Genomic DNA, 18,823 nt, shown 5'->3' with positions numbered 1-18,823 from the left:
TCAAGCCTCCCGTCTTACGTTAACTAAGGTGCTATTACAGCAATGGCCGTTACCTAAAGGTTCAACGTGGTCATTGGTAACATGGCTACTACTTCCGCCTTGTTGTTCCCACCATCCATTATCTAATGAAATAACGCCTTGCTTAATATGCGTGGTCACAACGGCAATCGCACGGTGCTCTCCTCGATCATTAAATGCAATAGCCCATTCACCATCTTTAATTCCTCTGGCTAAAGCATCATTAGGATGGATAAGAATATTAGGTTGATTACGCTGTACTTCTAAGATCCACTCATTCATACCATGGCTAGAGTGAACACTACGAGCGAGCTTGCGTTGCACCGCCATTAGTGGGTATTTTTTAGCAAGTTCAGGTGAGCCTTTTGTCGATTCTTTTACGGGATAATAGGTGACAATCGGAGAGAAGTTTTTATCCTGCCACTCTTCAATAAAGAAGTGTGCTTTTTTCGTTGAAGTACGGAAAATGCCATCTTTAAAAGGGATCCAGTCGCCTTCAACTGGGCGCACTGGGCCTTTTTCTAACATTTCACGTGTAATGCCGGAGCCTTTAAGGCAAGCATCAATATAGTGTTCAATAGGTTGGTTGAAAACGTCACCAAAGCCAAAACGTTCGGCAAGACGAGCAAAGATCCAATAATCAGGTTTTGCATCTCCTGGTGGCTCAACTGCTTTTTCCATTAATTGTACATATTGACTACGAACACCTGCCATTAAGCTGGTATCTTCAAAAATAGTTGTAACAGGGAGTACAAGATCGGCATAAAGTGCAGTGGATGACATCAAGTTATCAGCAACAACCACAAAAGGTACTTTTTTCAGTGCATTACGTACCATATTAGTGTTAGGAAGTTGTGTCATCACCCCCATGGTCATGATCCACCAAAAATTAATTGGGTGTGGTCTTTCATTGACAATCCAATCACCCACTTTCGCAACAGGAATGGGTTTTATTGGTTTTGCGTTAGGTGCTGGTGGAATAATTGGACTAAATTTTGCCATTTGGCGAGCACCACCGGCATCACAAATTCCAGCACCTTTTTTACCGATATTGCCGGTTAATAATGCAAGATAAAATTGGCTAGCTGCAACATAAGCACCAAATTCGGTACGTTGAGCGCCGGACATATTTTGCACAATCATAGCGGGTTTGGTGGTGGCATAATCACGAGCTAAACGAATAATAGTTTCTTTCGGGATATCCGTTTCTTGACTGGTTTTTTCGACAGTCCAAGGTTGTGCTTGTTGGTAAATTTGCTCAAAGACAGTCACATAATCAGCATTAGTAGGTAGTTCATTATGAGTTAACGCAGGAATAATATTCGGTGTCTCATGGTGAACAAGTTGCTGACTTAAAGTATCAAAAACTAGATAACTATCTTGATCATCATCAGATTGACGTAATAGTTTTTGCTGTGAGTCAACAAGGTAGACGGCACCTGTGTGTGCACGTAAAAAAGGTTTATCAGTGAGATTTTCTTCAATGATAATTTTGATCATACCTAACGCAAGTGCCGTATCAGTACCAGGAACGATAGGGATCCACTCATCTGCTTTAGCGGCTGTTTCATTAAAGCGAGGATCAATAACCACCATTCTGGCGCCATTTCGACGAGCTTGGTTGTAATTTTTGAAATAGGCCTGCATCGTGACTGCGGGGTTATTTCCCCAACAAAGAATATAGCGACTATCCTTTACTGTATCTCGAGTGTCGGCGTAGCGTAGACCCACCATTGGGATCATCGCCGCGGTTACCGCAGAGCAACAAAGAGAGCCTGCTTGTTTTGTTGAACCGCCTAAGTAATCGAAAAAGGCTTTACCCATATCATTTTTAATTGAGTCCATATTGCCGGCATGAGTAGAGATAAACAGTCCCTCATTACCAAACTTATCAATGGTCTCTCTAATATTCTTTTCAATGAGATCTAGCGCTTCATCCCAACTAATGGGTTTGAACTCCGCTTTTCCTTTTTCACCCACACGCAATAAAGGTGTGGTTAAACGATCTTTATGGTATACCCATTTGGTTCGACTCATACCTCGTAAACAGCATTTCACATTAAAGCCTTCAGTGGCTTCAACTTTGATAAGTTGCCCCTTATGTGTAAAAGCTGTTAGGTTACAGTGCAAACATTCCATCGCACAGGTTGAACGAAAGGTTTTATATTCGGATAATTTTATCCGTGGTTTCTGGTTAAATATGGGTTTATTTTCATTAACTAGACTGAACGCGTTAGGAGAAAGAGCTGCCACGCCAATGGCACCCATTCCTTTTAACAGCGTTCTTCTATTTAATTCCCACTTTTGATTTTTAGACATAGACATTCTCACGCACAAGAAAAGTTAACTATATATAAACTCAATTCATATATAGTTAACATTGAGGTAGATCATCTAAAAATAGACAAAGAAAATAATCGACAGAAAATAGCTAAAAAGCCACATTTAAAATAAGGTTTTAGTGAAATAAACTAGTAAAGATGACAAAAAAAGAATAATGGGATATCGTCATAAAATAAAATAAACAACGAATAGGTGTGAAAGAAATAAATGCAGAATTCTCAAGGAGTTAACTCGGTTGATATTGCTATTACCATTCTCGAATTTATTGCATCGAATGGCGGTATTGCCCGATCGTCAGATATTGCAAAAGCCTGTTCGCTTTCAAAAAGTCGCTTACATAAATATTTAGTGTCACTTTGTCGCTCTGAAATGTTGTACCAAGAAAGCGGCGGAAGTCAGTATTGCTTGGGGAGTAAAATTCTTCTTTTAGCGCAGGCAACACCTAAGCCACAATCCATGGTGGATGAAATTAATCAGCTATTATGTGAGTTTAGAGATGAACATAATATGTCTACAGGATTAGTTATTGCGCAAGGCAATCAGCTTTTTTTAACGCGATATAATCGCAGTTTTAAACATGTTGATATTGATTTTTTACCCGATACACCTGTGCCTTATAAAATTAGTGCTGCGGGCTCTATTTTTGCTGTTTTTAGTAATTTAGAGATAGATGCGGGTTTATCAGAAAAACAGAAAAATACTATTCGCCAACAAGGTTTTGCTATTCGTCATGAACCGGCTGAAGGTATTCCTGGTGCACAATCCATTTCATGCCCTGTTTTTAATAAAAAAGGAGAAATGGTGGCAGCAGTATTAACGATGGGCTTTATTGAGTCTGAAAGACAAACTGAATTGGGTAATACACTTAAAGCTAAGATGACGCGCTTTTCACGTTAATTGAGTGGAGTATTGAATTTAGGCATCTTGGCAGGAAAAGCCAAGTGCCTAATATGCAGAGAAGAATTAATCAAATAGCCCTTTTGCAAGGGTATCACCTTGGTGTGGGATGCCGGGTAATACAAAGTAGTATCCGCCACCAAAAGGTTTGATATAGCGCTCTAATGGTTCACCATCTAAGCGTTTTTGGGTATCAATAAAGCCTTTTTTAAGGTTATTTTGAAATGAGATAAAAATCAGTCCCATATCTAATTGACCTGAAGGCGTTAAACCTAATGAATAGCTGTAACTACGTCGGCGTAGTTTGGCGCTATAACGTTCTGGATTTCTTGGCTCTGCTCTTCGCATATGAGAGTCAAACAGCACTCGGTCACCATGAGGATCTTTTTCAAACTGTGGATCGTCCATTTCCTGCTTCATTCCAATTGGCGCACCCGTTGATCGATGACGGCCAAAATTATTCTCTTGATCTTCAAGCGGTGTTCTATCCCAAAATTCCAATGCAAACCGAATAAGACGCACTGCTTGATAGCTTCCGCCTAAACACCATTGTGGCTCTTTTTGTTCTTCTGTGATCCAGACTAGCGAGTCCATCAGGTTATTATCAGATGAAGGCGCGTTCCCTGAGCCATCTTTAAAACCAAAAAGGTTAATCGGCGTTTGATGATTATCAATATCGCGAGCAGGAAGAAAACCATCAATTTTCCACACCGCATAAATTTGACCAGAAAGATATTTTAAAATATCTCTTAACGCATAAATGACACTTTCTTGGCTATTAGCACAAAACTGGAGTAGAACATCGCCACCACACCATTTTGGATCTAATCGATCATTAGGAAAGGGCTTCATGGGCTCTAAGCGTTTGGGTTTTTTAGGCTGAAAACCAAAACGATTATCAAAAAAGCTATCACCTAACGCGACAGTAATGGTTAATTCATCTGGGTGTAATTGAGTGCCCAGAATACCAGACTCAGCAGGAGGAAGATGTGGATTTGCTCTCTGCTCTAGCTCACGAGGTTGCGTTAAAAAAGCAATTCGTTGTGTCAGAGTTGCGAATATTTTTTTTACTTCATCAACAGTAGTGACTGTTAGATTGAGAGCAATAAATGAGGCGTGTTTTTGTTCTGGAGTAATAACGCCTGCTTGGTGTTTACCTAAATAAGCAATCGTACGTTGATAACGGGGCACAGATGAAGCACCTTGTTTTTGTTGTGCATTAGCCCCTATACTGGCGAGTAATAAGCTTCCACCTAACCATTTTAACGTTGTACGTTTATCGAGGTTAACTGGACTTTTTAATAACGGTTTAAAGAGAGTTTTATTTTTCATCACTTGCTTCTTTATAGTGATAGTAAACATCAATATCGAGCGTGCTACGTAAATTCGCCACTTGCTCTGCTAATTGTGTTACTTGAGAGAAAAGCCAGCTTTTTTCTGTTTCAGGAAGCGCATTTAAAGGCTGGAATAAACCTTCATCACGCTGATATTTTAAAAGCAGAGCACCAATATCATTATATTGCTTGATCAGAGATTGATATTCAGTAGGGGGAATATGTTCGGATAAGCTCTCCACTATTAAGCGTGATCCGGATAAATTTGCATAACTATCACCTAGATCGCTATTTGAGTATTGGTTTTCAATCCCTGCTAATTTGTCCGTTAAAATAAACTCCAAGCTATCACCCGCCGATTGGACTAATTTGGGGATTGGGATATCTTCAATGGCTAAACGTTTTTTTAGATCACTAATGCCTCTTAATAGCGCTTTTGCGGACTCTGTAGCTTTTTGCGTATCTTTTAATTTAAAGAGTTGATATTCAATTAAATGAAATCCTGAAAAACGCGATGAGTTTTCTCTTTCAATAAAGAAATCGGCTCGATTATTTAATAAACGTTCGCTTGATCCAAAAAGCGCAATAATAGGGCGAATAACTTCATAGTGATAATGCGCTTGTTGATAGGCATTTTGAGCATTAATAAGCTGATTTTTTTCGCTATTTACTATTAATTTATTGAGTGCTTTTTCAACTTGAGTTAATTGCTCAACAGCCTTTTCTCGGTACATTAAAATATCAGTTTTAAATTTTTCAGGAGTAGGAATATCTCCTTTTGCAACGATGATATTTTCGCTATCTTGAATAATTCCTTGAATGATTTTTTCAGCGTAAATAGGTAGAGAAAACAGCAAAATAAAGAAAAAAACAGTAATATTTCTTCTTTTAAATTTTGTGTTATTTCGCATGCTGAGTACCTCGCTTAAATAACAGTGCAACAATCACCCAGTAGACAATAAACGTCACCACGCTTAAACCAATGGGTTGAGAGCGATAAGCGAAGAATGATACTAAGAAATTACCAAAGACACTCGAGTCATCCAGAATATGGCTAATATCCCAAAGCGGATATATCAAGAAATCAGGTAATTCAAAATCCATTTCAATGAGTAGATTTGCAATTTCTTCTACGGCTTTTAAGAGCAAAGAAACGGCAAGGAATAGCAGTAAAAATCCCGTTACAGTAAAGAAATAACGCCATGAAATAACTTTTGACGTCAGTAAAAATAGCCATAGAGTGAATGCTGCGACAAGTAAGCCAATAAAGACTTCAATAAAGAAAGGCAGTGCTGTTTGTGCATTGAGAGCCATAATATGGCTAGAGAGGAAGACAACAACTTCACTGCCTTCTCTGGCAATTGCAATGGCAATAATCAGTAAAATACCCCATGCACTTTGTTGCTGTGTTTTTTGTGTGAGTTCATTTTCTATGTTGGTTTTTAGTGACTTTCCTTGCCCATTCATCCAATAAACCATTTGAACAATAAGCACACAGGCGAGGATCTCCATTGCGATCATAAATAGAGATTGCCACATATCTTCCAGTGAACTAAATACACCATAAATGCTCAGAGCCAAGATAACAGCAAGAAATAGTCCAAATATAACGCCACTCCACAAGTATTTCATACCTTGTTTTGGCGCTGGAGAGCGCTTTATCCAAGCATAAATAATGCCAATTACCAGTAGTGCTTCAAAACTTTCTCGCCAGACAACAAACAGAACTTGTCCCATATTTACTCTGCCTTTTCAGTTGCAACAATTTCACCTTGAGGGTGAGAAAGGTGAAAATCATCAAAGAAGGTGTAACGACCGGGTTTTAGTGGTGCTATCACAACGACAGAATTTGCGCCAGGAGCTAATACTTTTTCTTTACGTAACTGTGTACTTTCAAATTCAACAGGGCTGGTGCCTGTATTACGGATTTTTATTCTAATGGGGGTTTTGGCAGGTACTTCGAGTACTTGAGGAATAAGCTCGCCGTCTTTCATTTCTAATTCAACAGTAAATTTCTCAGCAGCAAAAACAGAGCTTGTTATCATTAATAGCAGTAATAACGTGTATTTATAGAGATGTTTCATCATCAGCGTTTCACTTAAAAAAAGAGAAAAAGGATAAACTCAATTTTATTGAGCTTATCCGTTATCAAGCTAATTAATAACTACCTTTACGACCTGTGCCGCTATAGGTGAAATCCCATGAAACTTCAAAGGGTTCAAACCAAGGTGCAACACCGGTTTCTTTGTCAATATGGCGACCAAATGTAATATCTTTATTGTATGAAGGTGGGTAAATTTTATAAGTAACATTATATTGGCCATTACCATCGAGTTTCAGATTCTCGCCATAGTGAGGACCATCATTAGCCACCATTGCCATAAAAACGCCTTGCTGTTTTTTCGCTGGCGCATCTGATTTTGTCACGGTGTATTCAATAGTGAGGTAAGGGATCCAGTCACCTTCTGCAAAGCCATTAGGATTGTCTTCTGTAGCATGGATATCGGCTTCTAAATGGATATCGGCTTTATCAGCCGCGAGATGGCTCATTGCATGATGACCTTCTTCGGTATCCATAGTGATAGGTTGAAGGTAAACCCCCTGAATTTCCATACCATTTTTAATAATAGGATGACCTACAGGGTACTCTAGAGCAAAAGCCGAGGTTGAGAGAAACGATAATGCAGTAAGAGAGAGTGCATAGCGATATTTCATGTTTAACCCTTATTTCAAATGATAATCGTTATTATTCTTAATTAGGTTAACACAATTTGTATTAAAGAGAGGAGATAATCTATACGAAAAATATCGCTTAAGTTACGAAAAAAACAGTGAAAAATGTATTAACATTTTATTTTATAAAAGAAAAAAATTTGTTGGTTTAAATATAAAAGATAAATAGAATTGATAACTCAAAGTAATTATACTCATTATGATTATCAAATTAAGAGTGATATATGGAAACCTTATTTATCTTAATAAAAAGATAAAATAGAAGATTTCCATACCAAGAATATTAAATTTGGCTTTGAGCACTCCAAAATTGTTTGGATTGTGTCAGTGCGATAGCAGAAACTTGCTCTTCATTAGGGGGTAAAAAAAACGCTGGTGTCACTTTTAGCTCTTGAGCAATATGAAAGAGCATATCAACATCAATTTTACATAGCCCATTCTCATATCGTGAAAATTGTTGTTGGCTAATACCCACTCGTTCAGCGACAACCTTTGCTGATAAGCGAAGCTGCTGGCGTTGTTTACGAATTTTATGCCCAATAATTTGAGAAATGGGATAAATCTTTGACATTAGTGACCTCATTCTTCCTATCAACCACCAATAATATTCAATAATTCAAATATCAAGTTTCTGTGATGGATCTTCAAAATAAACAAGCACTCCGGCTTGAATGAGTAAAATCCATTCTATAGTGTTATCGGTTAATAGGCGGAATTATTTATACCCGTCAGGCTATAAGATGATAATAATTTTTATTAAACTATTTTGATATCATTCTTTTTTCTAGCAGGAAAATCGAGAAAAATTTGATAAACAGTGCTATATATTGTCAAAATGCCATTTTATCCATTATTTGTGCTCGCATTTATGATTGATAAAGAGTAAATAATGAAACTATAACAAAAAAGATAAAGCCCTCTTTGACTGTGTTTATACTCGAAAATACCTTTTATATATTTTTTATGATGGGTTATTTTTGAGTTTTTTTTTATTTGGCCCAATTTTTCTTCTTAAATAGCTTTAAAGCGACATACCTCTTTTTACTTTATCGAAATTAATAAAATTACATTCACTTCGAATAGTCCATGGCGTTAATATTGTTATCTATAATACTTAGGTAGATTATAAGTATTACAGGTAATTATCTATTTATCGTCAAGGTCGAGATTATGAATGTAAAAGATATCATTCGTCATGAACCATTTGGAACATTGCTAGGTTATGCGCCTGGTGGTGTCGCGATTTACTCTTCAGATTACAGTAGTATCGATAAAGAAGACTATGCTGCTAATGATTCATTCCGTAGTTATATTGGTAATGAATATATGGGGCACAAGTGGCAGTGTGTTGAATTTGCTCGTCGTTTCCTTTATCTGCATTACGGCGCTGTATTTACTGATGTGGGAATGGCTTATGAGATTTTTTCATTGCGTTTTTTACGTAAAACCATTGATGACGATATATTGCCTCTCCAAGCGTTTGCTAATGGCGGTAAGCAGGCACCAGCTGTTGGTGCTTTACTGATTTGGCAAGAAGGTGGTGAGTTTAAAGTGACCGGTCATGTTGCAGTGATCACTGAAGTGCTCGAAGATAAAATCCGTATTGCAGAACAAAATGTTATCCACACTAGATTACCAGCAGGCCAGCAATGGACACGAGAATTACCGCTTAGCGTCAGTGATGACGGCTACTTTATTCAAGATACTTTTGAGAACACAACGCTTTTAGGTTGGATGATCCAAACTGAACCTAATGCTTATAGTCTTCCTGAGCCTAAAATCACACCTGAACTATTAAATATTCATGCCGAAAAACTTGAAAATAAAGGTCAATTCGATGGGAAATGGCTAGATGAAAGCTCGCCATTAGAGAAAGCTTATATCTGTGCGCAACATGGTCATATTATCAATCAAGATAGTTACGAATATTTCACCATTTCAGAAAGTGCAGAGCAGGAGCTTATTCGCGCAAGTAATGAAATGCATTTGATGTATTTGCATGCAACTGAAAAAGTGTTGAAAGATGATAAGTTACTGCGTTTATTCGATATCCCTGAAGTGTTATGGCCTCGCATTCGTTTGTCATGGCAAAACAGACGTCATCAAATGATCACGGGACGATTAGATTTTTGTATGGATGAACGTGGTGTCAAAGTTTATGAATATAATGCAGATTCAGCCTCTTGCCATACAGAAGCTGGCTTAATCATCGAAAAATGGGCACAGAAAGGTGGAATTAAAGAGGGATTTAACCCCGGCGAACGATTACTTGATGCATTAGCCGATGCTTGGAAACATTGTGATGCAAAACCTTTTGTACATATTCTTCAAGATGATGATAGTGAAGAAGATTATCACGCTCTCTTTATGCAACAATCACTGACCCAAGCAGGTTATAACAGTAAAATTCTACGTGGATTAGATGAGCTTCATTGGAATAGTCGCGGCCAATTGATTGATGCAGACAAACGCGTTGTTGAGTGCGTCTGGAAAACATGGGCTTGGGAAACGGCATTAGATCAACTAAGAGAAGAGAGTGAGCAACAAGCACTGATCCCTATTCGTACAGGGCATCCTGAAGGCGAAGTCCGTTTGGTCGATGTACTTTTACGTCCTGAAATTACCGTTTTTGAGCCACTTTGGACACTTATCCCAAGTAATAAAGCCATTTTACCGATTTTATGGCAACTGTTCCCTGACAATCCTTATTTGCTAGATACGGATTTTAAAGTGACTCCTCATCTTGCACAAAGTGGTTATGCAGTTAAACCAATAGCGGGTCGTTGTGGTAGTAACATTGGCTTAGTTGATCATAAAGAAAATGTGTTAGATGAAACCCAAGGTCAATTTGATCACCAAGAAAATATTTATCAGGAATTATGGTGTTTACCGAAAGTCGCAAACCGTTATATTCAAGTTTGCACCTTTACAGTCGGTGGACATTACGGGGGTTGTTGTTTACGTTCTGATCCTACACTAGTTATTAAAAAAGAGAGTGATATAGAACCGTTGATCGTGGTTGAAGATAAACACTTTTTAACTAAATAAGATCATAGACGTTTAGAATTAAGAAATAATAGACCCGCCTAATTGGCGGGTTTATTTTAAAAATAACCAGAATGCTTAGTGAGAAATAGAATGATACAAAAATTTGAAACACTTAGTGAGTTATTAGCATCGCTTTCAACACTTGAATCTAATGAGTGGATTTATACGGAAATTGCAACTTGGAATCGTGATCCTAATCAGGCGATTTTTTATTATATTCCTTGGGATTATCTCCAAGCATTACCTGATGACGAGGTTTATCTTGATGACGAAGATCTGGAAATGCCAAAAGCGGTTGAAGATAAAAATTTACGAGGCTGGATGGTGATTTGTGATTTGGCATTATTTTATCAAGTTCAACAAGCCGAAAAAAAAACCTTACAGTGGGTTATTGAAGAAATTAACTATTATCGTGAATATGATGCTTTTCGGTGTTTGAGTTAGGTGTTTCTTTAGCAATAAAGATCAAATCATTAACTATAATTATTTGATAATTAATGATTTTACTCGTAATTTTTTTGTTTTAATAAAGAATGTTTTCAATGTTAGGCCAATCATCAGCATAATGATCTGTCATTAATAAAAAACATTCAGCCACGGCACGGTTTAAAGATTTATGTTCAACAGTATCATTTTCTATTGAAATGACAGACCACACTTTGTTTTCTTGATGATAAGAGCATGACATTTCACAATCTTCTAATAAGGAAAGTGTATCATCGGCATTTTTGAGTAAATCAAATAGTGCGCCATCGGGATCTAAAGAGCTCCAAACTTTTTCGGTTTCTGTATCAAATTCGATTTCATAACCATAACGGCGATAGATAGCTGTTAGGTTTATTTGAAAATCTGTGTAGTGACTATAACGATGAATAGGTGGCTGATAGGTATCTGGCTCTTGGGCTTTTCGATTATTTTTATAGTCTTGAATTTGTTTTTCTCGAGCTTGTGCTCGTTGATAGCCCTCGCCACCAAATTCTAAGATACGTGCTTTGCGATAAACGTCACTAAAATCTAGTACCGCAGCACCATAATAAAGCCCTTCATCTGTTTTCAAATCCATTAAGTCAACTAAGATATAACGTTTATTTTCAGTGAGTTGTTCTTTATTTAGGATGGATAAACCAGCATATTCTGCAATAGCGACTATCTGTTGTGTTGAAAATGTCATCTCTTTCATTGGGTTTTCCTTAAGAAATTACATGCTTTCCTTGATCTGTTTTTTCAGCCACTGAATGAAAAGCTGTACTTTGGCATTATTCTTTTCGTTTCGAGTGACAAGGTAATAACGCTGAGCACAAAAAAGCTCACTATTATTAAAAGGGATAATTAATTCCTTATTGGCCAGTTGCTTCTGTACTAAACGTTTTCTTCCCATCGCGACGCCAGAGTGATTAACGGCAGCAATCACAGCAAGATCAGAACGGTCAAAACAGATATTACTGCGATTAGGGAAAAGTGAAAGCTCCATATGTTCACTCCAAGCTCTCCATTCATCAAAATCAGAATTGTTACTCCATGCTTGTCTATCATGTAGCAAGGTGCAATTAGAGAGATGATGAATATTATTTATAAGCTCATGTTTTTTAGCGTATTCAGGGCTGCATACCGGAATAATCGATTCTGAAATTAAGTCTTCGCAATAAAGATTTTGTAGTTGTTTATCATCAAAATAGATTGCGAGATCAATACCATAGCCTCGAAAGTTAATGTCATCATTTCCTGTGAGCAGATTTAATTCAATGGAAGGGTAACGCTCAGTAAAATCAGCAATACGAGGAACTAACCAACATTGGGCAATGGAAGGACGTGAATAAACGGTAAGTACACCAGAGATTTCTTGGTTATGGATATCTAAAATTTCTTGGTTAATGTCTTCTAACGTTTTTTTAAGTGCCCAATAAATACGTTCACCTTCTTCTGTTAGTTCAATTCGGCGATGAAAGCGGTTAAATAACTTAATGCCTAATTCTTCTTCTAGTGTATTAATACGATGGCTAATCGCACTGGGAGTTAATGACAGCTCTTCTGCTGCTAAAGCAAATGAAAGGTGACGACCTGTTGCTTCAAAAGTGTGAAGTCTGGCTAATTGATAACTAGATAATCGTTTATTTCTTAAAATCACGCTAGAAGATTCAAACATTCTTTTATTCTCATTTTATTGTTGATAGTAACGTTAGTTAACAATCAAGGTAATGTTAAGATGAAATACCATGCTATCACTCATCAAAATGTGATTATTTGTGGATAAGATCACTTATTTGAGTTAATTGAATTCATCTTAGTGTAAATTTTCATCATTTGTAAGTATCGAATGATTAATATTCAATATGTTTAACAATAAATAAAAGATTTGGGATGGATATATGGATTCAACATTATGGGTACTAGGTACTCTTATAATTAGTATCTTGCTCATTGTTTTTACTATAATAAAACTTAAGTTTCACCCGTTTTTAGCCTTACTGTTGGCCAGCTTCTTTGTAGGTACTGCAATGAAGATGAACCCTTTAGAAATGGTGAATGCGATTGAAAATGGTATTGGCGGTACACTCGGATTTTTAGCAGCAATTATCGGTTTAGGTACTATTCTAGGTAAAATGATGGAAATATCAGGTGCCGCAGAACGCATCGGTATTACATTGCAAAAGTGTCGTTGGTTATCTCCAGACGTTATTATGGTATTAGTTGGCCTTATTTGTGGTATTACACTTTTTGTTGAAGTTGGTGTGGTATTACTTATTCCACTTGCTTTCTCTATTGCGAAAAAAACAAATACATCATTATTAAAATTAGCCATTCCTTTATGTACGGCATTAATGGCCGTTCATTGTATTGTTCCTCCTCATCCAGCCGCGCTGTTTGTCACTAATGAATTAGGCGCAGATATGGGAACCGTGATTGTTGCCGGACTTGCGGTTGGTTTAGCTGCTTCATTAGTCGGTGGCCCGTTATTTTTAAAAGTATTAGGTGAGCGTTTGCCGTTTAAAACCGTACCTGAAGAATTTTCAGATATGGAAGTGCGTGAAGAAAAAGATTTGCCGTCGCTCGGTGCCACTCTCTTTACGGTATTATTGCCAATTGTTCTGATGCTGATAAAGACAGCCGCAGAATTAAATATGACAAAAGATACTTCGCTTTATACTGCATTACAGTTTATTGGTAATCCAATTACTGCAATGTTTATTGCTGCTTTTGTCGCTTATTATGTTTTAGGTATTCGCCGTAATATGGGCATGAATATCTTATTAAAGAAAACAGAAGATAGTTTTAGCTCTATTGCCAATATCTTATTAATCATTGGTGCTGGTGGTGCTTTTAATGGCATTTTAAAAGGCAGTGGTTTAAGTGAATCTTTAGCGTTAATTCTTTCTAACTTGGACATGCATCCTATTTTATTGGCTTGGTTGGTTGCCATTATCCTTCATGCCGCTGTTGGTTCTGCAACGGTTGCAATGATGGGAGCTACTGCAATTGTTGCACCATTAATGCCTTTATACCCAGACATTAGCCCTGAAATTATTACCTTAGCAATTGGTTCAGGTGCTATTGGTTGTACCATCGTCACAGACTCACTGTTTTGGTTAGTGAAACAGTATTGTAATGCAACTTTAAGTGAAACTTTTCGTTTTTACAGTGTCGCGACCTTTATTGCCTCCTTTGTCGCATTAGGCGGTACATTTATGCTTTCTTTTGTCATATAAAAGAGAACGACTATGAGCCATATAGATATAAATAAACTAATAAGTAATTTTCCACTAGTTCGTGACTTAGTGGGCTTAAAAGAAGTGGTTTGGTTTAACCCAAAGGTGACCACCACTGACCAGGGACTTCCATATGTTGGTTTAACGCAAGATGACGTAATTGATGCACAAGCACGGTTACAACGTTTTGCACCTTATTTAGCTAAAGCATTTCCAGAAACGGCGGTTACTCAAGGAATTATCGAATCAGAAGTGGTTGATATTCCTAAGATGAAAATTGCTCTTGAAAAGCGTTATAACACAACCATTTGCGGTCAGTTGCGTTTGAAAAAGGATAGCCATTTACCAATTTCAGGCTCAATTAAAGCACGAGGTGGAATCTATGAAGTATTAACGCACGCTGAGAAATTGGCAATAAACGCGGGGTTACTGAATACAGATGATAATTATGAAAAATTATTCTCTGATGAATTCCGTAAATTCTTTAGCCAATACAGCATCGCGGTTGGTTCAACAGGCAACTTAGGTATGTCTATTGGGATCATGAGTGCGAAATTAGGCTTTAGTGTAAGCGTTCATATGTCTGCTGATGCACGTCAGTGGAAAAAAGACAAATTACGCTCCCATGGCGTTAATGTTGTTGAATATGAACAAGATTACAGTATTGCTGTAGAAGAAGGCCGTAAAGAAGCAGAAAAAGATCCTAACTGTTTCTTTATTGATGATGAAAACTCAAAAACCTTGTTCTTGGGTTATGCCGTTGCCGGATTACGTTTGAAACGTCAATTTGAAGAACAAGGTGTTCGTGTTGATAGTGAACATCCTCTGTTTGTTTATTTGCCTTGTGGTGTTGGTGGTGGTCCTGGTGGTGTTGCGTTTGGGCTAAAACTGGCATTTGGTGATGCAGTGCATTGTTTATTTGCTGAGCCAACACATTCACCTTGTATGTTATTGGGCGTTTATACCCAGTTACATGAAGGTATTTCCGTACAAGAAATTGGCATCGACAATGTGACTGCCGCTGATGGTCTGGCTGTTGGTCGCGCATCAGGCTTCGTGGGGCGTGCAATGGAGCGCTTAATTGATGGCTATTACACTATTGATGATCAAGAGCTTTATGATTTGCTAAGTCTGTTAAATAAAGAAGAAGGCATTAAGTTAGAACCTTCGGCATTAGCAGGAATGGCGGGAGCTGTACACGTCACTCAAGCTAAAGATTATCTGCAAGGTTTATCACTAGATAGTCAAAAAATGCAAAATGCAACGCATTTAGTCTGGGCTACAGGTGGTGGCATGGTTCCTGCGGATGAAATGCAAAAATATCTCGCTCAAGGAAAATAGAGCGTAGATCCGGGGCGATAAGGTTTATCTTTATCGTTCCATATAAAATAAAAGGGAGTAGTGCGAGTATCCAGTAATTATTATATAAAACAATAATATAGTAACAATGGATTAAACCAAGTGTTACATCAAACATTCACACCAGGATGTCACACCAGGGGAAAATGTCGTAGTATTATAATCATAAAAAAAGAGGCACCCATAGGGTGCCTCACTTACATCTATCGCTTTAAATATTAAATTTATTCTAAAATAAACATGCCATAAGGATGAATTTGGAGATAATAGCTGTCACCTACATTTGGTTGAAGCTGTGTGGCATTGACTTGTAATAGTAAAGTCTGATTTTGCCATTCGACGGTTACCTCATACTGAGGCCCCATATAAGCCACATGCACGATTTTACATTGCTGGCAGGCATCGCCTTGTTGAGATAAGGTGATAGCCTCGGGTCTAACTCCAACTCTAACATCTGTTTTAGTGGTATTAAATGTATCTGGCTTTGGTAGGCGATATTGAAAAATATCAACATAATCAGCGCCTAATGTGGCTGGGAATAAGTTTGCATCACCCATAAAGCTGGCCATAAATTCAGAAGCCGGTTGGCGATAAAGAGTTTGTGGTGAGCCTAATTGCATTATCTTACCTTTATTCATCACCAATACCATGTCAGAAACCGCAAAAGCTTCACTTTGGTCATGGGTTACATAAAGAGAAGTGATATTAAACTGTTGTTGTAATTCACGAATTTTCTCTCTCATACTACGACGCAAGTTCGCATCAAGGTTACTGAGTGGTTCATCAAAAAGCAGCACTTTCGGCTTTAAAATTAACGCGCGAGCTAATGCAACTCGTTGTTGTTGACCGCCTGAAATTTGGTCAACAAAACGATCTTCAAAGCCGGCTAAATCCACCAGCTCTAAGGCTTCAGTTACTCGTTGTTTGATTTCTGCTTTCGGACGCCCGAGCATTTTTAAGCCATAACCAATGTTTTCCCCTAATGACATATGAGGGAAAAGGGCATAAGACTGAAACACCATACAGATATCGCGTTGTTGAATTGAGCGTTCAGTGACATCTTCACCATCAATAAAAATCTTACCTTCTGTTGGTTTTTCTAATCCAGCAACTAAACGTAAAACAGTTGTTTTACCACAACCAGAAGGTCCTAATAATGAAACCATTTTACCTTGTGGAATAGACAAGCTGAGATCTTCAATAACTGTGTTAGAACCAAAGCGCTTAATGACATTTTTCAGTTCAACGAAATGTTGTTGTGTCATGGTTTATACTCCGTATTACTGTGCATTTTTGGCTTTAGAGCGTGAAACACGGGCTTCGCCAATCAAATAGTCAAATAAGAAAATAATTGCCAACATAACGACGATTAAAATCGAGCCGTAGGCAATTGCGACGCCGTATTCACCATCTTCAACACGGTTTAAAATATAAGCAGTTGCAACACGTGTATCTGGTGTAACAAGGAAGACGATGGCACTGACAGTGGTAATTGCACGTACAAAGCTATAAATTAGCGCAGACAAAATAGCTGGGCGCAATAGTGGCAATAGCACATAGAAAATCGTTCTCATTGAATTTGCTCTTAAGCTTAAAGAGGCTTCATCAAGTGATTTATCAATTTGCCCTAATCCCGCAATACCTGCACGTATCCCTACTGGCACATTACGCATTGTCATAGAGATAATCACAATCGCCGCAGTGCCCGTTAAATAGAACGGTGAGTCGTTAAACGCAAGAATATAAGAGACACCTGCAACCGTTCCCGGTACAGCGAAACAAAGCATGGTTGTGAACTCAATACTTTTCTTACCTTTAAAGTCTTGGCGCACAACGATATAGGCGATTAGCAATCCAAGAATGGCTGTAATAGGTGCTGCAATACCCGCATATAACAAGGTATCCAATAATGAAGGCCATGCTCCATCACTCATTCCTTGACCAAATAACTTGATAAAGTTATCAAGGGTTAAGGTGTAATCAACACCCCAGTTAACGGTAAAACTACCGTAGAAAATACTGCCATATAACAAGATATTAAAGACAACCCAAATGCCAAGAACAGTTGTTACAAATGCAATCAATGACGATGGTAAAGGTTGAACATCACCACGATAGGATTTCCCTGATACGGTGACGTAAGAGCGTTTACCAATCCACATATACTGCACGCAGAACACTAATAGTGAGAAAACTAAGAGTGACGCACCTAATGTACTGGCTGATTGATAATCTAGTTGAGAGCCGGTGATATAGAAATAAATCTGTGTGGCGATAACGTCAAAGTTACCCCCTAAAACTAATGGGTTACTAAAGTCAGCAAGAGATTGCACAATCACAATTAAAAATGCATTGGCTAATGCGGGCTTAAGTAACGGCATAAAGACGTTAAAGAAGGTTTGATAACGGTTAGCTCTTAAGGTGTAAGATGCTTCTTCTAGGGAAGGGTGTATGGTCTTGATTGCCCCATCTAAGATCATAAAAGACATTGGCGTAAAGGCGAGCACTTGAGCAAGCCAAATACCGGTAAAGCCATATAACCAGTTAGTGTTTTCAAGACCCGCATAAGTGGCAAGAAATTCTGTCACATAACCAGAGCGCCCCATCATAAGTGTGACTCCTAAACCGACAACAAAAGGAGGCGTTACGATAGGTAAGATAGAAAATACGCGACCAATAATGGCAGAGCGTACCGCAATACGAGATGTATAAATTGCTAGAATTAAACCAAAGAAAGTACAACCTATTCCCACAGCAATAGAGAGCATTATGGAGTTGAGCATCACTTGTACAATATGAGCTTGGCTTAAGATAGCAATAAATTCAAATGGAGCGAAATTGCCTGCGCTATCTTTAAACATTGGAATAAAAATAGCGATGCTAGGAAAGATAATAAAGGCGCCAATCAGAGCAACAACGGCTATCAAAGAGCCAATAACAAAGCTATCACCGCCAAGCCATTCCAAGCGTGTTAAGGCGGTTTTCATGATCATTCCCAGAGAAATAAAGAGGATGATCGCAGAATAACCTAAGCCACGTCCTTCGAGGGTTGCACTAACGATTGCAATAAATGCACAAAACAGCGCAAAACCTGCATCAAAATAGTGGCGAGAGCGATTTTCACGCTTAGGGGCAGTTAATGGGCGAAATAACAGTAAACTTGGTAATACAAACCAGAGCCAACTAAGATTGACGCTACTCCAACCGTAAGAGGTGAGTAATTCATCTGCTGTAGAATCTAAAAGACCGTAATCAAGGCTCCATGACGGCAGTAATGCAAAAGCCATCCAAGCAATTAGGATCCATAAAAATATGGGTTCCCGCCTCTTTTTTTCAGGTAAAGCGAGTGTGTGAGACATAAATCCCCCGAGAGTAAATATATTTATT

General features: G+C 38.0%; 16 protein-coding genes. 5 read left to right on the top strand and 11 right to left on the bottom strand.

Annotated elements, in window-relative coordinates; translation table 11 throughout:
* Complete coding sequence (locus ABN256_RS04805) at nt 1–2,337, bottom strand: molybdopterin-containing oxidoreductase family protein (RefSeq protein ID WP_349439230.1); 2,337 nt, start codon at nt 2,335–2,337, stop codon at nt 1–3.
* 231 nt (nt 2,338–2,568) lie between these two features.
* Here ABN256_RS04805 and ABN256_RS04800 point away from each other — a divergent pair, with 231 nt between their 5' ends.
* Nucleotides 2,569–3,258 carry an IclR family transcriptional regulator gene (locus ABN256_RS04800; RefSeq protein WP_196553583.1) on the top strand — a complete coding sequence of 230 codons (690 nt, stop codon included), beginning with the start codon at nt 2,569–2,571 and terminating at the stop codon, nt 3,256–3,258.
* Nucleotides 3,259–3,324: 66 nt separating this feature from the next.
* Here ABN256_RS04800 and efeB read toward each other — a convergent pair whose 3' ends face one another.
* The 6 genes from efeB to ABN256_RS04770 form a co-directional block, all read right to left on the bottom strand.
* Entirely contained in the window at nt 3,325–4,590 is a 1,266-nt protein-coding gene (efeB, locus tag ABN256_RS04795; RefSeq protein WP_196553584.1) for an iron uptake transporter deferrochelatase/peroxidase subunit, read from the bottom strand.
* Nucleotides 4,580–5,503 (bottom strand): EfeM/EfeO family lipoprotein, encoded by a 924-nt coding sequence (locus ABN256_RS04790; RefSeq protein WP_196553585.1) that lies wholly within the window; start codon nt 5,501–5,503, stop codon nt 4,580–4,582. The genes efeB and ABN256_RS04790 overlap by 11 nt, the downstream gene beginning before the upstream one ends.
* On the bottom strand, nt 5,493–6,329 hold the full coding sequence (locus tag ABN256_RS04785; protein ID WP_196553586.1) for an FTR1 family protein: 837 nt from the start codon (nt 6,327–6,329) through the stop codon (nt 5,493–5,495). Before ABN256_RS04785 ends, ABN256_RS04790 begins: the two co-directional genes overlap by 11 nt.
* Nucleotides 6,330–6,331: 2 nt before the next feature.
* Complete coding sequence (locus ABN256_RS04780) at nt 6,332–6,679, bottom strand: cupredoxin domain-containing protein (RefSeq protein WP_072070975.1); 348 nt, start codon at nt 6,677–6,679, stop codon at nt 6,332–6,334.
* Between the two features lie 70 nt (nt 6,680–6,749).
* On the bottom strand, nt 6,750–7,307 hold the full coding sequence (locus tag ABN256_RS04775; protein WP_072070974.1) for an iron transporter: 558 nt from the start codon (nt 7,305–7,307) through the stop codon (nt 6,750–6,752).
* A 301-nt stretch (nt 7,308–7,608) separates the two neighbouring features.
* Nucleotides 7,609–7,896, bottom strand: coding sequence for a helix-turn-helix domain-containing protein (locus ABN256_RS04770; protein WP_036932801.1), 288 nt, complete (start codon nt 7,894–7,896; stop codon nt 7,609–7,611).
* A 599-nt stretch (nt 7,897–8,495) separates the two neighbouring features.
* Here ABN256_RS04770 and gss point away from each other — a divergent pair.
* Together gss and ABN256_RS04760 are read left to right on the top strand one after the other, a co-directional pair.
* Complete coding sequence (gss, locus tag ABN256_RS04765; protein WP_349439227.1) at nt 8,496–10,373, top strand: bifunctional glutathionylspermidine amidase/synthase; 1,878 nt, start codon at nt 8,496–8,498, stop codon at nt 10,371–10,373.
* 90 nt (nt 10,374–10,463) lie between these two features.
* A complete protein-coding gene (locus tag ABN256_RS04760) occupies nt 10,464–10,817 on the top strand; it encodes a hypothetical protein (RefSeq protein WP_115350421.1) in 354 nt (117 codons plus the stop codon).
* Nucleotides 10,818–10,896: 79 nt separating this feature from the next.
* Here the strand turns inward: ABN256_RS04760 and ABN256_RS04755 are convergent, their stop codons facing one another.
* Both ABN256_RS04755 and dsdC read right to left on the bottom strand, forming a co-directional pair.
* A complete protein-coding gene (locus tag ABN256_RS04755; RefSeq protein WP_197269511.1) occupies nt 10,897–11,553 on the bottom strand; it encodes a hypothetical protein in 657 nt (218 codons plus the stop codon).
* 18 nt (nt 11,554–11,571) lie between these two features.
* A complete protein-coding gene (dsdC, locus tag ABN256_RS04750; protein WP_340895270.1) occupies nt 11,572–12,516 on the bottom strand; it encodes a DNA-binding transcriptional regulator DsdC in 945 nt (314 codons plus the stop codon).
* A 223-nt stretch (nt 12,517–12,739) separates the two neighbouring features.
* On the opposite strand from dsdC, the gene dsdX reads away from it, so the two are divergent.
* The gene (dsdX, locus tag ABN256_RS04745; RefSeq protein WP_072070969.1) at nt 12,740–14,077 is read left to right on the top strand and encodes a D-serine transporter DsdX; all 1,338 of its coding nucleotides are present in this window, start codon (nt 12,740–12,742) and stop codon (nt 14,075–14,077) included.
* A 12-nt stretch (nt 14,078–14,089) separates the two neighbouring features.
* Nucleotides 14,090–15,418 carry a D-serine ammonia-lyase gene (gene dsdA, locus ABN256_RS04740; protein ID WP_196553589.1) on the top strand — a complete coding sequence of 443 codons (1,329 nt, stop codon included), beginning with the start codon at nt 14,090–14,092 and terminating at the stop codon, nt 15,416–15,418.
* Nucleotides 15,419–15,660: 242 nt separating this feature from the next.
* On the opposite strand, the gene fbpC is transcribed toward dsdA, so the two are convergent.
* Complete coding sequence (fbpC, locus tag ABN256_RS04735) at nt 15,661–16,701, bottom strand: ferric ABC transporter ATP-binding protein (RefSeq protein WP_072070967.1); 1,041 nt, start codon at nt 16,699–16,701, stop codon at nt 15,661–15,663.
* Nucleotides 16,702–16,716: 15 nt separating this feature from the next.
* Entirely contained in the window at nt 16,717–18,795 is a 2,079-nt protein-coding gene (locus tag ABN256_RS04730) for an ABC transporter permease (RefSeq protein ID WP_349439224.1), read from the bottom strand.
* Nucleotides 18,796–18,823: the final 28 nt, after the last annotated feature.

The organism is Proteus sp. fly-1008, from assembly GCF_040140305.1.
Lineage (GTDB): Bacteria > Pseudomonadota > Gammaproteobacteria > Enterobacterales > Enterobacteriaceae > Proteus > Proteus vulgaris_B.
The sequence above is the reverse complement of the archived record's forward strand: the minus strand, read 5'-3'. Positions and strand labels throughout refer to the sequence as shown.

Bases quoted from the DNA above. Each gene is read 5' to 3' on its own strand.
- ABN256_RS04805 (WP_349439230.1), bottom strand. From the start codon at position 2,337: ATGTCTAAAAATCAAAAGTGGGAATTAAATAGAAGAACGCTGTTAAAA.
- ABN256_RS04800 (WP_196553583.1), top strand. From the start codon at position 2,569: ATGCAGAATTCTCAAGGAGTTAACTCGGTTGATATTGCTATTACCATT.
- efeB (WP_196553584.1), bottom strand. From the start codon at position 4,590: ATGAAAAATAAAACTCTCTTTAAACCGTTATTAAAAAGTCCAGTTAAC.
- ABN256_RS04790 (WP_196553585.1), bottom strand. From the start codon at position 5,503: ATGCGAAATAACACAAAATTTAAAAGAAGAAATATTACTGTTTTTTTC.
- ABN256_RS04785 (WP_196553586.1), bottom strand. From the start codon at position 6,329: ATGGGACAAGTTCTGTTTGTTGTCTGGCGAGAAAGTTTTGAAGCACTA.
- ABN256_RS04780 (WP_072070975.1), bottom strand. From the start codon at position 6,679: ATGATGAAACATCTCTATAAATACACGTTATTACTGCTATTAATGATA.
- ABN256_RS04775 (WP_072070974.1), bottom strand. From the start codon at position 7,307: ATGAAATATCGCTATGCACTCTCTCTTACTGCATTATCGTTTCTCTCA.
- ABN256_RS04770 (WP_036932801.1), bottom strand. From the start codon at position 7,896: ATGTCAAAGATTTATCCCATTTCTCAAATTATTGGGCATAAAATTCGT.
- gss (WP_349439227.1), top strand. From the start codon at position 8,496: ATGAATGTAAAAGATATCATTCGTCATGAACCATTTGGAACATTGCTA.
- ABN256_RS04760 (WP_115350421.1), top strand. From the start codon at position 10,464: ATGATACAAAAATTTGAAACACTTAGTGAGTTATTAGCATCGCTTTCA.
- ABN256_RS04755 (WP_197269511.1), bottom strand. From the start codon at position 11,553: ATGAAAGAGATGACATTTTCAACACAACAGATAGTCGCTATTGCAGAA.
- dsdC (WP_340895270.1), bottom strand. From the start codon at position 12,516: ATGTTTGAATCTTCTAGCGTGATTTTAAGAAATAAACGATTATCTAGT.
- dsdX (WP_072070969.1), top strand. From the start codon at position 12,740: ATGGATTCAACATTATGGGTACTAGGTACTCTTATAATTAGTATCTTG.
- dsdA (WP_196553589.1), top strand. From the start codon at position 14,090: ATGAGCCATATAGATATAAATAAACTAATAAGTAATTTTCCACTAGTT.
- fbpC (WP_072070967.1), bottom strand. From the start codon at position 16,701: ATGACACAACAACATTTCGTTGAACTGAAAAATGTCATTAAGCGCTTT.
- ABN256_RS04730 (WP_349439224.1), bottom strand. From the start codon at position 18,795: ATGTCTCACACACTCGCTTTACCTGAAAAAAAGAGGCGGGAACCCATA.